Genomic DNA, 15,476 nt, shown 5'->3' with positions numbered 1-15,476 from the left:
ATGGCCAAGAAGATTACCGCTTACATCAAGCTGCAAGTGAAGGCCGCTCAGGCCAACCCAAGTCCACCTGTCGGCCCCGCTCTGGGTCAGCACGGCGTGAACATCATGGAATTCTGCAAGGCCTTCAACGCCCGTACTCAGGGTCTTGAGCCAGGTCTGCCGACTCCAGTGATCATCACTGTATACAGCGACCGTAGCTTCACTTTCGAAACCAAGTCGACCCCGGCTTCGGTTTTGCTGAAGAAGGCTGCAGGTCTGACTAGCGGTTCCGCTCGTCCTAACACCGTTAAGGTTGGCACCGTAACTCGTGCTCAGCTGGAAGAAATCGCGAAAACCAAAAACGCGGATCTGACTGCAGCTGATATGGATGCAGCCGTGCGTACCATCGCCGGTTCTGCTCGTAGCATGGGCCTTAACGTGGAGGGTGTGTAATGGCTAAGCTGACCAAGCGCCAAAAGGCTATCGCTGGCAAAATCGAAGCAGGCAAGGCCTACAACTTTGTAGACGCTGCTGCCCTGCTGACCGAGCTGTCGACTGTCAAGTTCAGCGAGTCCGTTGACGTTGCTGTAAACCTGGGTGTTGACCCACGTAAATCCGACCAGGTCGTTCGTAGCGCTACTGTGCTGCCACACGGTACTGGCAAGACTGTACGTGTTGCTGTCTTCACCCAAGGCCCAGCAGCTGAAGCTGCTCTGGCCGCCGGCGCCGACCGCGTTGGTATGGACGACCTGGCTGCCGAAATGAAAGGCGGCGACCTGAACTATGACGTAGTTATTGCTTCCCCGGATGCAATGCGCGTTGTAGGTCAGTTGGGTCAGATCCTCGGTCCACGTGGTCTGATGCCTAACCCTAAAGTCGGCACCGTAACGCCAGACGTAGCTACCGCGGTTAAAAACGCCAAGGCTGGTCAGGTTCGTTATCGCACCGACAAAAACGGCATCATTCACACCTCCGTTGGCAAAGTCGGCTTCGACGCCGTCAAGCTGAAGGAAAACGTTGAAGCCCTGATCGCTGATCTGAAGCGTATCAAGCCAGCTTCCTCGAAAGGTATCTACGTCAAGCGCGTTACCCTGAGCACCACTATGGGCCCAGGTCTGGTCATCGACCAAGGCTCGCTGGACGTATAAGACACAAGTTGTCGCGAGAGATCGCGACAATTGAAAAAATTGGGGTCCCTGCCTGGCGGGGGCTATCCAAGACCGTAGGCGGCGCAAGTCTTAAACCACAAGCCTACGCAGATGGTGCTCCCGGTTCCTTACCGAATCAGACACCAAAACGACATCCGGCTTCGGCCAGATGAAACGGTAACAAGCAGGAGTTAAACCCGTGGCAATTAATCTCGAAGACAAGAAGGCCATCGTCGCTGAAGTCAACGAGGCTGCCAAAGCTGCTCTGTCCGCTGTCGTGGCTGATGCCCGTGGTGTGACAGTAGGCGCTATGACCGGACTCCGTAAAGAGGCTCGTGAAGCTGGCGTATACGTACGTGTAGTACGTAACACCCTGCTCAAGCGCGCTGTTGCTGACACTGAATACAGTGTCCTCAACGACGTGTTCACCGGCCCGACTCTGATCGCGTTCTCCAAAGAACATCCAGGCGCTGCTGCCCGTTTGTTCAAAGAATTCGCCAAGAGTCAGGATAAGTTCGAGATCAAGGCAGCTGCGTTCGAGGGCAAGTTCCTCGCAGCTAACCAAATCGACGTACTGGCAACACTGCCGACCCGTAACGAAGCTATTTCTCAGCTGATGAGCGTGATTCAAGGCGCTACCAGCAAGTTGGCTCGTACTCTGGCTGCAGTTCGCGAGCAAAAAGAAGCTGCCGCAGCCTAAGGCTGAGCATCTCCTTTCGCGTATTTTTGTTTATTTCGATGGCCGCGTAGGCCGTCCCCCAATTCAGGAAATACAGTAATGTCTATCTCCCAAGAAGATATCCTCAACGCCGTAGCTGAAATGTCGGTTCTGCAGGTTGTTGAGCTGATCAAAGCTTTCGAAGAAAAATTCGGCGTTTCCGCTGCTGCTGCTTCCGCTGGCCCAGCTGTTGCTGCTGTTGCTGCTGAAGAGCAAACCGAATTCAACGTCATGCTGCTGGAAGCTGGCGAGAAGAAAGTAAACGTGATCAAGGCAGTTCGTGAACTGACCGGTCTGGGCCTGAAAGAAGCCAAGGCTGTAGTTGACGGCGCTCCTGCCCAGGTTCTGGAAGCAGTGTCGAAAGACGCAGCTGACAAAGCCAAAGCAGTGCTGGAAGAAGCAGGCGCTAAAGTCGAGCTGAAGTAAGCATCGACCTTGCGTCTCCAGCCCAAGCGTTAAGCTGAAGGCTGATGGCTGGTGGCTCATGCCACCGGCCTTTTTCCGTTCTTGGCTGTCGACTCGGTCGCCGCCATTAACGCGCTGTAGCCACCCGATGCGGTGGTGCAAACCATGGGGTTTGCGAGATTTTCTGGCTGCTCCCGTCGGGAGGGGCCAAACAAGCAGGTGACCAAGCTGGGGAACGCTGATGGCTTACTCATATACTGAGAAAAAACGTATCCGCAAGGACTTTAGCAAGTTGCCGGACGTCATGGATGTCCCGTACCTTCTGGCTATCCAGCTGGATTCGTATCGTGAATTCTTGCAAGCGGGAGCGACTAAAGATCAGTTCCGCGACGTGGGCCTGCATGCGGCCTTCAAATCCGTTTTCCCGATCATCAGCTACTCCGGCAATGCTGCGCTGGAGTACGTGGGTTATCGCCTGGGCGAACCGGCATTTGATGTCAAAGAATGCGTGTTGCGCGGTGTTACGTACGCCGTACCTTTGCGGGTAAAAGTCCGTCTGATCATTTTCGACAAAGAATCGTCGAACAAAGCGATCAAGGACATCAAAGAGCAAGAAGTCTACATGGGCGAAATCCCATTGATGACTGAAAACGGTACCTTCGTTATCAACGGTACCGAGCGCGTTATCGTTTCCCAGCTGCACCGTTCCCCGGGCGTGTTCTTCGACCACGACCGCGGCAAGACGCACAGCTCCGGTAAGCTCCTGTACTCCGCGCGGATCATTCCGTACCGCGGCTCGTGGTTGGACTTCGAGTTCGACCCGAAAGACTGCGTGTTCGTGCGTATCGACCGTCGTCGTAAGCTGCCGGCCTCGGTACTGCTGCGCGCGCTCGGCTATACCACTGAGCAAGTGCTTGATGCTTTCTACACCACCAACGTATTCAGCCTGAAGGATGAAACCCTCAGCCTGGAACTGATTGCTTCGCGTCTGCGTGGTGAAATTGCCGTCCTGGATATCCAGGATGAAAACGGCAAGGTCATCGTTGAAGCTGGCCGCCGTATTACCGCGCGCCACATCAACCAGATCGAAAAAGCCGGTATCAAGTCGCTGGATGTGCCGCTGGACTACGTCCTGGGTCGCACCACTGCCAAGGTCATCGTTCACCCGGCTACAGGCGAAATCCTGGCTGAGTGCAACACCGAGCTGAACACCGAGATCCTGGCAAAAATCGCCAAGGCCCAGGTTGTTCGCATCGAGACCCTGTACACCAACGACATCGACTGCGGTCCGTTCATCTCCGACACGCTGAAGATCGACTCCACCAGCAACCAATTGGAAGCGCTGGTTGAGATCTATCGCATGATGCGTCCTGGTGAGCCACCGACCAAAGACGCTGCCGAGACCCTGTTCAACAACCTGTTCTTCAGCCCTGAGCGCTATGACCTGTCTGCGGTCGGCCGGATGAAGTTCAACCGTCGTATCGGTCGTACCGAGATCGAAGGTTCGGGCGTGCTGTGCAAGGAAGACATCGTCGCGGTACTGAAGACCTTGGTCGACATCCGTAACGGTAAAGGCATCGTCGATGACATCGACCACTTGGGTAACCGTCGTGTTCGCTGCGTAGGCGAAATGGCCGAGAACCAGTTCCGCGTTGGCCTGGTACGTGTTGAGCGTGCGGTCAAAGAGCGTCTGTCGATGGCTGAAAGCGAAGGCCTGATGCCGCAAGATCTGATCAACGCCAAGCCAGTGGCTGCGGCGGTGAAAGAGTTCTTCGGTTCCAGCCAGCTCTCGCAGTTCATGGACCAGAACAACCCGCTCTCCGAGATCACCCACAAGCGCCGTGTTTCCGCACTGGGCCCGGGCGGTCTGACCCGTGAGCGTGCAGGCTTTGAAGTTCGTGACGTACACCCAACGCACTACGGTCGTGTTTGCCCGATCGAAACGCCGGAAGGTCCGAACATCGGTCTGATCAACTCCCTGGCCGCTTATGCACGCACTAACCAGTACGGCTTCCTCGAGAGCCCGTACCGTGTAGTGAAAGATGCACTGGTCACCGACGAGATCGTGTTCCTGTCCGCCATCGAAGAAGCCGATCACGTGATCGCTCAGGCTTCGGCCACGATGAACGACAAGAAAGTCCTGATCGACGAGCTGGTAGCTGTTCGTCACTTGAACGAGTTCACCGTTAAGGCGCCGGAAGACGTCACCTTGATGGACGTTTCGCCGAAGCAGGTAGTTTCGGTTGCAGCGTCGCTGATCCCGTTCCTGGAGCACGATGACGCCAACCGTGCGTTGATGGGTTCCAACATGCAGCGTCAAGCTGTACCCACCCTGCGTGCCGACAAGCCGCTGGTAGGTACCGGCATGGAGCGTAACGTAGCCCGTGACTCCGGCGTTTGCGTCGTGGCTCGTCGTGGCGGCGTGATCGACTCTGTTGATGCCAGCCGTATCGTGGTTCGTGTTGCCGATGACGAAGTTGAGACTGGCGAAGCCGGTGTCGACATCTACAACCTGACCAAATACACCCGCTCGAACCAGAACACCTGCATCAACCAGCGCCCGCTGGTGAGCAAGGGTGATCGCGTTCAGCGTAGCGACATCATGGCCGACGGCCCGTCCACCGATATGGGTGAGCTGGCACTGGGTCAGAACATGCGCATCGCGTTCATGGCATGGAACGGCTTCAACTTCGAAGACTCCATCTGCCTGTCCGAGCGTGTTGTTCAAGAAGACCGCTTCACCACGATCCACATTCAGGAACTGACCTGTGTGGCGCGTGACACCAAGCTTGGGCCAGAGGAAATCACTGCAGACATCCCGAACGTGGGTGAAGCTGCACTGAACAAACTGGACGAAGCCGGTATCGTTTACGTAGGTGCTGAAGTTGGCGCAGGCGACATCCTGGTTGGTAAGGTCACTCCGAAAGGCGAGACCCAACTGACTCCGGAAGAGAAGCTGTTGCGTGCCATCTTCGGTGAGAAAGCCAGCGACGTTAAAGACACTTCCCTGCGCGTACCTACCGGTACCAAGGGTACTGTCATCGACGTACAGGTCTTCACCCGTGACGGCGTTGAGCGTGATGCTCGTGCACTGTCCATCGAGAAGACTCAACTCGACGAGATCCGCAAGGACCTGAACGAAGAGTTCCGTATCGTTGAAGGCGCGACCTTCGAACGTCTGCGTTCCGCTCTGGTAGGCCACAAGGCTGAAGGCGGCGCAGGTCTGAAGAAAGGTCAGGACATCACCGACGAAATCCTCGACGGTCTTGAGCACGGCCAGTGGTTCAAACTGCGCATGGCTGAAGACGCTCTGAACGAGCAGCTCGAGAAGGCCCAGGCCTATATCGTTGATCGCCGCCGTCTGCTGGACGACAAGTTCGAAGACAAGAAGCGCAAACTGCAGCAGGGCGATGACCTGGCTCCAGGCGTGCTGAAAATCGTCAAGGTTTACCTGGCAATCCGTCGCCGCATTCAGCCGGGCGACAAGATGGCCGGTCGTCACGGTAACAAGGGTGTGGTCTCCGTGATCATGCCGGTTGAAGACATGCCGCACGATGCCAATGGCACCCCGGTCGACGTCGTCCTCAACCCGTTGGGCGTACCTTCGCGTATGAACGTTGGTCAGATCCTTGAAACCCACCTGGGCCTCGCGGCCAAAGGTCTGGGCGAGAAGATCAACCGTATGATCGAAGAGCAGCGCAAGGTCGCAGACCTGCGTAAGTTCCTGCACGAGATCTACAACGAGATCGGCGGTCGCAACGAAGAGTTGGACACTTTCTCCGACCAGGAAATCCTGGATCTGGCGAAGAACCTGCGCGGCGGCGTTCCAATGGCTACCCCGGTATTCGACGGTGCCAAGGAAAGCGAAATCAAGGCCATGCTGAAACTGGCAGACCTGCCGGAAAGTGGCCAGATGCAGCTGTTCGACGGCCGTACCGGCAACAAGTTTGAGCGCCCGGTTACTGTTGGCTACATGTACATGCTGAAGCTGAACCACTTGGTAGACGACAAGATGCACGCTCGTTCTACCGGTTCGTACAGCCTGGTTACCCAGCAGCCGCTGGGTGGTAAGGCTCAGTTCGGTGGTCAGCGTTTCGGGGAGATGGAGGTCTGGGCACTGGAAGCATACGGTGCTGCTTACACTCTGCAAGAAATGCTCACAGTGAAGTCGGACGATGTGAACGGTCGGACCAAGATGTACAAAAACATCGTGGACGGCGATCACCGTATGGAGCCGGGCATGCCCGAGTCCTTCAACGTGTTGATCAAAGAAATTCGTTCCCTCGGCATCGATATCGATCTGGAAACCGAATAACACGTGACGCGAATCGAGAGCGGGGCTGTTTAGCCCGCTCTCTGCTCCGCCAGGAGGAAAGGCCTTGAAAGACCTACTGAATTTGCTGAAAAACCAGGGTCAAGTCGAAGAGTTCGACGCCATCCGTATTGGACTGGCATCGCCTGAGATGATCCGTTCGTGGTCGTTCGGTGAAGTTAAAAAGCCGGAAACCATCAACTACCGTACGTTCAAACCTGAGCGTGACGGCCTGTTCTGCGCCAAGATCTTTGGCCCGGTTAAGGATTACGAGTGCCTGTGCGGTAAGTACAAGCGCTTGAAGCACCGCGGTGTGATCTGCGAGAAGTGCGGCGTTGAAGTTGCACTGGCTAAAGTTCGTCGTGAGCGCATGGCGCACATCGAACTGGCTTCGCCGGTTGCCCACATCTGGTTCCTGAAATCGCTGCCGTCCCGTATCGGCTTGCTGATGGACATGACCCTGCGTGATATCGAACGCGTTCTCTACTTCGAGAGCTATGTCGTTATCGATCCAGGCATGACCACCCTTGAGAAAGGTCAGCTGCTGAACGACGAGCAGTACTTCGAAGCGCTGGAAGAGTTCGGCGACGATTTCGATGCCCGCATGGGTGCCGAAGCTGTCCGTGAACTGCTGCACGCTATCGACCTGGAACACGAGATTGGCCGTCTGCGTGAAGAAATTCCGCAAACCAACTCCGAAACCAAGATCAAGAAGCTGTCCAAGCGTCTGAAGTTGATGGAGGCCTTCCAGGGTTCCGGCAACTTGCCAGAGTGGATGGTGCTGACCGTTCTGCCGGTTCTGCCGCCAGATCTGCGTCCGCTGGTACCGTTGGATGGCGGTCGCTTCGCGACTTCCGACCTCAACGACCTGTACCGTCGCGTGATCAACCGTAACAACCGCTTGAAGCGTTTGCTCGATCTGTCCGCTCCGGACATCATCGTGCGCAACGAAAAGCGTATGTTGCAAGAAGCTGTCGATGCCTTGCTCGACAACGGTCGTCGTGGCCGCGCTATCACCGGTTCGAACAAGCGTCCTCTGAAATCCTTGGCTGACATGATCAAGGGTAAGCAAGGTCGTTTCCGTCAGAACTTGCTCGGTAAGCGTGTTGACTACTCCGGTCGTTCGGTAATTACCGTAGGCCCGACCCTGCGTCTGCACCAGTGCGGTCTGCCTAAGAAAATGGCGCTTGAGCTGTTCAAGCCGTTCATCTTCGGCAAGCTGGAAATGCGCGGTCTCGCGACCACCATCAAAGCGGCCAAGAAAATGGTCGAGCGCGAACTGCCAGAGGTTTGGGACGTTCTCGCTGAAGTGATTCGCGAACACCCGGTTCTCCTCAACCGTGCACCGACCCTTCACCGTCTGGGCATCCAGGCGTTTGAACCGGTACTGATCGAAGGTAAGGCTATCCAGCTGCACCCTCTGGTCTGTGCTGCGTACAACGCCGACTTCGACGGCGACCAAATGGCCGTGCACGTACCGCTGACACTGGAAGCCCAGTTGGAAGCGCGTGCGTTGATGATGTCGACCAACAACATTCTGTCGCCAGCCAACGGTGAGCCAATCATCGTTCCGTCGCAGGACGTTGTATTGGGTCTGTACTACATGACTCGTGAAGCGATCAACGCCAAGGGCGAAGGTCGTGTGTTCGCTGACCTGCAAGAAGTTGACCGTGTGTTCCGTGCCGGCGAAGCCGCACTGCATGCCAAGGTCAAAGTGCGGATCAACGAAACCGTCAACGACCGTGACGGCGGCAGCGTGACCGGTACCCGCATCGTCGACACCACTGTCGGCCGTGCGCTGCTGTATCAAGTTGTGCCAAAAGGTCTGTCGTACGATGTCGTCAACCTGCCGATGAAGAAAAAGGCGATCTCCAAGCTGATCAACCAGTGCTACCGCGTGGTTGGTTTGAAAGAGACCGTGATCTTCGCTGACCAGTTGATGTACACCGGTTTTGCTTACTCGACCATTTCTGGCGTTTCCATCGGTGTTAACGACTTCGTTATCCCGGATGAAAAAGCTCAGATCATCGGTGCTGCTACCGATGAAGTGAAAGAAATCGAGAGCCAGTACGCCTCCGGCCTGGTAACCCAGGGCGAGAAGTACAACAAAGTGATCGACCTTTGGTCCAAGGCCAACGACGAAGTGTCGAAGGCGATGATGGCTAACCTCTCGAAAGAGAAGGTTATCGACCGTCACGGCGTAGAAGTCGATCAAGAGTCGTTCAACTCGATGTACATGATGGCCGACTCGGGCGCACGGGGTTCTGCTGCGCAGATCCGTCAGCTCGCCGGTATGCGTGGCCTGATGGCCAAGCCGGACGGTTCCATCATCGAAACGCCGATTACTGCGAACTTCCGTGAAGGTTTGAGCGTACTTCAGTACTTCATCTCCACTCACGGTGCTCGTAAGGGTCTTGCGGATACCGCGTTGAAAACCGCTAACTCCGGTTACCTGACTCGTCGTCTGGTAGACGTTGCGCAAGACTTGGTTGTGACTGAAGTCGACTGCGGCACCGAACACGGTCTGCTGATGACTCCTCACATCGAAGGCGGCGACGTTGTAGAGCCACTGGGTGAGCGCGTACTGGGTCGAGTAATCGCCCGCGACGTATTCAAACCAGGCACTGAGGAAATTATCGTTCCTGCCGGCACGCTGGTAGACGAGAAGTGGGTCGAGTTCATCGAACTCAACAGCATCGACGAAGTGATTGTTCGCTCGCCGATCAGCTGCGAAACCCGCTATGGCATTTGCGCCAAGTGCTACGGCCGTGACTTGGCTCGTGGTCACCAGGTGAACATCGGTGAAGCGGTTGGCGTTATCGCTGCCCAGTCCATCGGTGAGCCGGGTACCCAGCTGACCATGCGTACGTTCCACATTGGTGGTGCGGCAAGCCGGACCTCCGCAGCTGACAGCGTTCAGGTGAAGAATGGCGGTACCGTCCGTCTGCACAACCTGAAGCACGTTGAGCGAGTGGATGGTTGCCTGGTTGCTGTGTCCCGTTCCGGTGAGCTGGCAATCGCTGACGACTACGGTCGTGAGCGTGAGCGTTACAAGCTGCCGTACGGTGCTGTGATTTCGGTTAAAGAGGGTGACAAGGTCGACGCTGGCGCAATCGTGGCCAAGTGGGATCCGCACACTCACCCAATCGTTACTGAAATGAAAGGTACCGTGACCTACGTGGGCATGGAAGAAGGCATCACGATCAAGCGTCAGACTGACGAATTGACCGGTATGACCAACATTGAAGTACTCGACGCGAAAGATCGTCCAGCTGCCGGTAAAGACATCCGTCCTGCCGTTAAGATGGTCGATGACAACGGCAAGGACTTGTTGCTGCCAGGCACTGACGTAATCGCTCAGTACTTCCTGCCAGCCAACGCCCTGGTCGGTGTAGCGGATGGTGCGAAGATCGCGATCGGTGATGTTATCGCTCGTATCCCGCAAGAAACTTCGAAGACCCGCGACATCACCGGTGGTCTGCCGCGTGTTGCCGACTTGTTCGAAGCTCGTCGTCCGAAAGAAGCGTCGATTCTGGCTGAAGTCAGCGGCACCATCGCGTTCGGTAAAGAAACCAAAGGCAAGCGCCGTCTGGTCATTACCCCGAACGACGGTAGCGATCCGTACGAAGAGCTGATTCCGAAGTGGCGCCACCTGAACGTCTTCGAAGGCGAACAGGTAAATCGCGGCGAAGTTATCTCTGACGGTCCGAGCGATCCACACGACATCCTGCGTCTGCTGGGTGTGAGTGCGCTGGCCAAGTACATCGTTAACGAGATCCAGGACGTTTACCGTCTGCAAGGCGTGAAGATCAACGATAAGCACATCGAGACCATCCTGCGTCAGATGCTGCGTAAAGTTGAAATCGCTGAATCCGGCGATTCCAGTTTCATCAAGGGCGACCAGATGGAACTGACTCACGTACTGGTAGAAAACGAACGTCTGAGCGCGGATGACAAATTTGTCTCCAAGTTCACTCGTGTGTTGCTGGGTATCACCAAGGCGTCGTTGTCCACTGAGTCGTTCATCTCGGCGGCCTCCTTCCAGGAGACCACTCGCGTACTGACCGAAGCAGCGGTAACCGGCAAGCGCGATTACCTGCGCGGCCTGAAAGAAAACGTGGTCGTGGGTCGTCTGATCCCGGCTGGTACCGGTTTGGCTTACCACAGCGAGCGCAAGCGCCGCCGTGATGCTGACAAGCCGCTGCGCGTAAGCGCCAGTGAAGTGGAAGCTGCACTGACCGAAGCGCTGAACTCAAGCGGTAACTGAGTTCTGCGATAAATAAGTCTGGGCCCTGGCAGCCCCCATTCGTCGGATCGAGGCAAATTTGCCCCGGTTCGATGAGAGGGGAGGTCGGGGCCTTGCCTTGACTGGGGGCAAGATCCTCTTTAGACTCTTGTACCCCTAAATTTGGCGGGAATTCGTTCCTGCCATTTTGCTTTTCTTGCAAGACAATAGCGTCGCAAGACAACAGTGGAGCTAGTAGATGGCAACTATCAACCAGCTGGTACGTCAGCCGCGTAAGCGTATCGTCGAGAAATCCGACGTGCCTGCGCTGCAGAACTGCCCGCAACGTCGTGGCGTATGCACTCGCGTGTATACCACTACGCCGAAAAAACCTAACTCGGCACTGCGTAAAGTATGCCGTGTGCGTCTGACCAACGGTTTCGAGGTTTCCTCGTACATCGGCGGTGAAGGCCACAACCTGCAAGAGCACAGCGTGGTACTGATCCGCGGCGGTCGTGTAAAAGACTTGCCAGGTGTTCGTTACCACACCGTACGCGGCTCCTTGGATACTTCCGGCGTTAAAGGTCGTAACCAGGGTCGTTCGAAGTACGGTACCAAGAAGCCTAAGTAGTAGCGGCTTTTTGTAAAACTGAATCATCTTATTTTCTGAGTCGATAAGAGTAAGGTCGGAGGCGTCCCGAAAGGGCACTGATTCCGAGCGAACCTGAAGACCGTTTGAGGGCTTATCCATGCCAAGAAGACGCGTAGCAGCCAAGCGCGAAGTGCTTGACGATCCAAAATACGGAAGCCAAATTCTGGCCAAGTTCATGAACCACGTGATGGAAAGCGGCAAAAAAGCCGTTGCCGAGCGTATCGTTTATGGCGCGCTGGAAAAGGTTAAAGAACGCAAGAACAGCGACCCCCTGGAAATCTTCGAGAAAGCTCTCGACGCCATCGCTCCGCTGGTCGAAGTGAAGTCGCGCCGTGTAGGCGGTGCTACTTACCAGGTTCCGGTTGAAGTTCGTCCGTCCCGTCGTAACGCCCTGGCAATGCGCTGGTTGGTAGACTTCGCCCGTAAGCGTGGCGAGAAGTCTATGGCTCTGCGTTTGGCTGGCGAACTGTTGGACGCTGCTGAAGGTAAAGGTGCTGCTGTTAAGAAGCGTGAAGACGTGCACCGTATGGCTGAAGCTAACAAAGCTTTCTCGCACTACCGCTTCTAATCTTAGCTTCACTAATTTTGCGAGGGCTTTATGGCTCGTACTACTCCGATTAGCCGCTACCGTAACATCGGTATCGTTGCTCACGTGGATGCTGGTAAAACCACCACCACCGAGCGCGTACTGTTTTACACCGGCAAAAGTCACAAAATGGGCGAGGTGCATGATGGCGCCGCGACCACAGACTGGATGGTTCAGGAGCAGGAGCGTGGTATTACCATTACTTCTGCTGCTATTACCGCCTTCTGGAAAGGTTCCGAGAAGCAGTACAAAGACGAGCATCGCTTCAACGTAATCGATACCCCGGGCCACGTAGACTTCACCATTGAAGTTGAACGTTCCCTGCGCGTACTCGACGGCGCTGTCGTTGTGTTCTGCGGTACTTCGGGTGTTGAGCCTCAGTCGGAAACCGTATGGCGTCAAGCCAACAAATACGGCGTTCCACGTCTTGTTTACGTAAACAAGATGGACCGTGCTGGTGCCAACTTCCTGCGCGTGATCGGTCAGATCAAGCAGCGTCTGGGTCACACTCCGGTGCCAATCCAATTGGCTATCGGTTCCGAAGACAACTTCCAGGGTCAGATCGATCTGATCAACATGGAAGCGGTCTACTGGAATGATTCCGACAAAGGTATGGTTCCTGTTCGTAAGCCTATCCCTGCTGAACTGCAGGAACTGGCTGACGAATGGCGCAACAACATGGTTGAGGCTGCTGCCGAAGCCAGCGAAGAGCTGATGAACAAGTACCTCGAAGGTGAAGAACTCACCAACGTGGAAATCAAGGCCGCTCTGCGTCAGCGTACTATCGCTGGTGAGATCGTCTTGGCTGTTTGCGGTTCCTCGTTCAAGAACAAGGGTGTTCCCCTGGTTCTCGATGCTGTGATCGACTACCTGCCTGCTCCAACCGACATTCCTGCTATCAAGGGTACCAACCCTGATAACGAGGAAGAGGAAATGGAGCGTCATGCAGACGACAGCGAGCCGTTCTCGGCCCTGGCGTTCAAGATCGCTACCGACCCATTCGTGGGTACCTTGACTTTCGTCCGCGTTTACTCGGGCGTGTTGGCATCCGGCGACGGCGTGATCAACTCGGTTAAAGGTAAGAAAGAGCGCGTGGGTCGTATGGTGCAAATGCACGCAAACGCCCGTGAAGAGATCAAGGAAGTACGCGCTGGTGACATCGCGGCCCTGATCGGCATGAAGGACGTCACCACTGGTGAGACTTTGTGCGACGCTGCTAAGCCAATCATCCTGGTTCGCATGGACTTCCCGGAGCCGGTTATTTCGGTTGCCGTAGAGCCTAAGACCAAGGATGACCAGGAAAAAATGGGTATCGCTCTGGGCAAACTTGCTCAGGAAGATCCATCTTTCCGCGTTAAGACTGATGAAGAGACTGGTCAAACGATCATCTCTGGCATGGGCGAGCTGCACCTGGACATCCTGGTTGACCGGATGCGCCGTGAGTTCAACGTCGAAGCCAACATCGGTAAGCCTCAGGTTTCCTATCGTGAGCGCATCACGAAGAACTGTGAAATCGAAGGCAAGTTCGTTCGTCAGTCCGGCGGTCGTGGTCAGTTCGGTCACTGCTGGATCCGTTTTGCTCCTGCTGACGAAGGTCAGGAAGGTCTGCAATTCGTGAACGAAGTAGTGGGTGGTGTTGTTCCTAAGGAATACATCCCTGCTATCCAGAAGGGTATCGAAGAGCAGATGAAGAACGGTGTTGTTGCCGGCTATCCGCTGATCGGCCTGAAAGCAACCGTTTTTGACGGTTCTTACCACGACGTCGACTCCAACGAGATGGCGTTTAAGGTGGCTGCTTCCATGGCAACCAAGCAACTGGCCCAAAAGGGCGGTGGTGAGTTGCTTGAGCCAATCATGGCGGTAGAAGTTGTTACACCTGAAGACTATATGGGTGATGTCATGGGCGACCTTAACCGTCGTCGCGGCATGATCTTGGGCATGGAAGACACGGTTTCCGGCAAAGTGATTCGCGCCGAGGTTCCGTTGGGTGAGATGTTCGGTTATGCGACCGACGTTCGCTCCATGTCTCAGGGTCGCGCAAGCTACTCTATGGAATTCAAAAAATACAACACAGCTCCGGCGCACATCGCTGAAACTGTATCCAAAAAACAAGGCTGATTCAGTCCTTTAGGCAAGGAGTTAATTGTCGTGGCTAAAGAAAAATTTGATCGTTCCCTACCGCACGTCAACGTTGGCACCATCGGTCACGTTGACCACGGTAAAACCACTCTGACTGCTGCTCTGACTCGCGTTTGCTCCGAAGTATTCGGTTCGGCAATCGTTGATTTCGATAAAATCGACAGCGCACCAGAAGAAAAAGCTCGTGGTATCACCATCAACACCGCGCACGTTGAATACAACTCGCTGATCCGTCACTACGCTCACGTTGACTGCCCAGGTCACGCTGACTATGTGAAGAACATGATCACCGGTGCTGCCCAGATGGACGGCGCAATCCTGGTTTGCTCGGCCGCTGATGGTCCGATGCCACAAACCCGTGAACACATCCTGCTGTCCCGTCAGGTTGGCGTTCCGTACATCGTGGTTTACCTGAACAAGGCTGACCTGGTAGACGACGCTGAGCTGCTGGAACTGGTTGAGATGGAAGTGCGCGATCTGCTGAGCACTTACGACTTCCCAGGCGACGACACTCCGATCATCATCGGTTCTGCTCGTATGGCTCTGGAAGGCAAAGACGACAACGAAATGGGCACCACGTCCGTTCGTAAACTGGTTGAAACTCTGGACAGCTACATCCCAGATCCAGTTCGTGTTATCGACAAGCCGTTCCTGATGCCAATCGAAGACGTGTTCTCGATCTCCGGTCGCGGTACTGTTGTGACTGGTCGTATCGAGCGCGGTATCGTTAAGGTTCAAGATCCACTGGAAATCGTTGGTCTGCGTGACACTACCGTCACCACCTGCACCGGTGTTGAAATGTTCCGTAAGCTGCTCGACGAAGGTCGTGCTGGCGAGAACTGCGGCGTTCTGCTGCGTGGTACCAAGCGTGACGACGTTGAGCGTGGCCAGGTTCTGGTTAAGCCAGGTTCGGTTAAGCCGCACACCAAGTTCGAAGCTGAAGTCTACGTACTGAGCAAAGAAGAAGGCGGTCGTCACACTCCGTTCTTCAAAGGCTACCGTCCACAGTTCTACTTCCGTACTACTGACGTGACTGGTAACTGCGAGCTGCCGGAAGGCGTTGAAATGGTTATGCCAGGCGACAACATCAAAATGGTTGTTACCCTGATCAAAACCATCGCAATGGAAGACGGTCTGCGTTTCGCTATTCGCGAAGGCGGCCGTACCGTTGGTGCTGGCGTTGTAGCTAAAATCATCGAGTAATTATCTCTTTTGAGATTGCCTTGATGTTTTGAAAAGGCCCCCGCTCAGCGGGGGCCTTTTTTATTGGGTTGACACCTATCTGGGCCGTCTATAGAATTGCGCCTCCTTT

General features: G+C 55.3%; 10 protein-coding genes. All 10 read left to right on the top strand.

The window, feature by feature from the left end:
• Positions 1 to 432, top strand: a complete 432-nt coding sequence (gene rplK / locus CPH89_RS07005; protein WP_003176435.1) for a 50S ribosomal protein L11 — start codon at positions 1 to 3, stop codon at positions 430 to 432.
• Positions 432 to 1,127, top strand: a complete 696-nt coding sequence (rplA, locus tag CPH89_RS07000; RefSeq protein ID WP_003232403.1) for a 50S ribosomal protein L1 — start codon at positions 432 to 434, stop codon at positions 1,125 to 1,127. The genes rplK and rplA overlap by 1 nt, the downstream gene beginning before the upstream one ends.
• A gap of 199 nt (positions 1,128 to 1,326) precedes the next feature.
• Complete coding sequence (rplJ, locus tag CPH89_RS06995) at positions 1,327 to 1,827, top strand: 50S ribosomal protein L10 (protein ID WP_010174464.1); 501 nt, start codon at positions 1,327 to 1,329, stop codon at positions 1,825 to 1,827.
• A gap of 78 nt (positions 1,828 to 1,905) precedes the next feature.
• A complete protein-coding gene (gene rplL, locus CPH89_RS06990; RefSeq protein ID WP_010566858.1) occupies positions 1,906 to 2,271 on the top strand; it encodes a 50S ribosomal protein L7/L12 in 366 nt (121 codons plus the stop codon).
• Positions 2,272 to 2,491: 220 nt separating this feature from the next.
• The gene (rpoB, locus tag CPH89_RS06985) at positions 2,492 to 6,565 is read left to right on the top strand and encodes a DNA-directed RNA polymerase subunit beta (RefSeq protein WP_053258275.1); all 4,074 of its coding nucleotides are present in this window, start codon (positions 2,492 to 2,494) and stop codon (positions 6,563 to 6,565) included.
• Between the two features lie 64 nt (positions 6,566 to 6,629).
• Entirely contained in the window at positions 6,630 to 10,829 is a 4,200-nt protein-coding gene (gene rpoC / locus CPH89_RS06980; protein WP_053258274.1) for a DNA-directed RNA polymerase subunit beta', read from the top strand.
• A 217-nt stretch (positions 10,830 to 11,046) separates the two neighbouring features.
• Positions 11,047 to 11,418: a 30S ribosomal protein S12 gene (rpsL, locus tag CPH89_RS06975; protein ID WP_002555494.1), complete on the top strand. Its 372-nt coding sequence runs from the start codon at positions 11,047 to 11,049 to the stop codon at positions 11,416 to 11,418.
• A gap of 118 nt (positions 11,419 to 11,536) precedes the next feature.
• Entirely contained in the window at positions 11,537 to 12,007 is a 471-nt protein-coding gene (gene rpsG, locus CPH89_RS06970) for a 30S ribosomal protein S7 (protein ID WP_002555493.1), read from the top strand.
• Positions 12,008 to 12,037: 30 nt separating this feature from the next.
• Positions 12,038 to 14,143, top strand: coding sequence for an elongation factor G (gene fusA, locus CPH89_RS06965; RefSeq protein WP_010206921.1), 2,106 nt, complete (start codon positions 12,038 to 12,040; stop codon positions 14,141 to 14,143).
• Positions 14,144 to 14,173: 30 nt separating this feature from the next.
• Positions 14,174 to 15,367: an elongation factor Tu gene (gene tuf / locus CPH89_RS06960; RefSeq protein WP_003176426.1), complete on the top strand. Its 1,194-nt coding sequence runs from the start codon at positions 14,174 to 14,176 to the stop codon at positions 15,365 to 15,367.
• The last annotated feature ends 109 nt before the right edge of the window (positions 15,368 to 15,476 follow it).

The organism is Pseudomonas fluorescens (assembly GCF_900215245.1).
In the GTDB taxonomy this organism is placed as follows: domain Bacteria; phylum Pseudomonadota; class Gammaproteobacteria; order Pseudomonadales; family Pseudomonadaceae; genus Aquipseudomonas; species Aquipseudomonas fluorescens.
The sequence above is the reverse complement of the archived record's forward strand: the minus strand, read 5'-3'. Positions and strand labels throughout refer to the sequence as shown.

What these genes read in the sequence shown, in the direction of transcription:
- rplK (WP_003176435.1), top strand. Translation starts at nt 1, where the DNA reads ATGGCCAAGAAGATTACCGCTTACATCAAGCTGCAAGTGAAGGCCGCT.
- rplA (WP_003232403.1), top strand. Translation starts at nt 432, where the DNA reads ATGGCTAAGCTGACCAAGCGCCAAAAGGCTATCGCTGGCAAAATCGAA.
- rplL (WP_010566858.1), top strand. Translation starts at nt 1,906, where the DNA reads ATGTCTATCTCCCAAGAAGATATCCTCAACGCCGTAGCTGAAATGTCG.
- rpoB (WP_053258275.1), top strand. Translation starts at nt 2,492, where the DNA reads ATGGCTTACTCATATACTGAGAAAAAACGTATCCGCAAGGACTTTAGC.
- rpsL (WP_002555494.1), top strand. Translation starts at nt 11,047, where the DNA reads ATGGCAACTATCAACCAGCTGGTACGTCAGCCGCGTAAGCGTATCGTC.
- rpsG (WP_002555493.1), top strand. Translation starts at nt 11,537, where the DNA reads ATGCCAAGAAGACGCGTAGCAGCCAAGCGCGAAGTGCTTGACGATCCA.
- fusA (WP_010206921.1), top strand. Translation starts at nt 12,038, where the DNA reads ATGGCTCGTACTACTCCGATTAGCCGCTACCGTAACATCGGTATCGTT.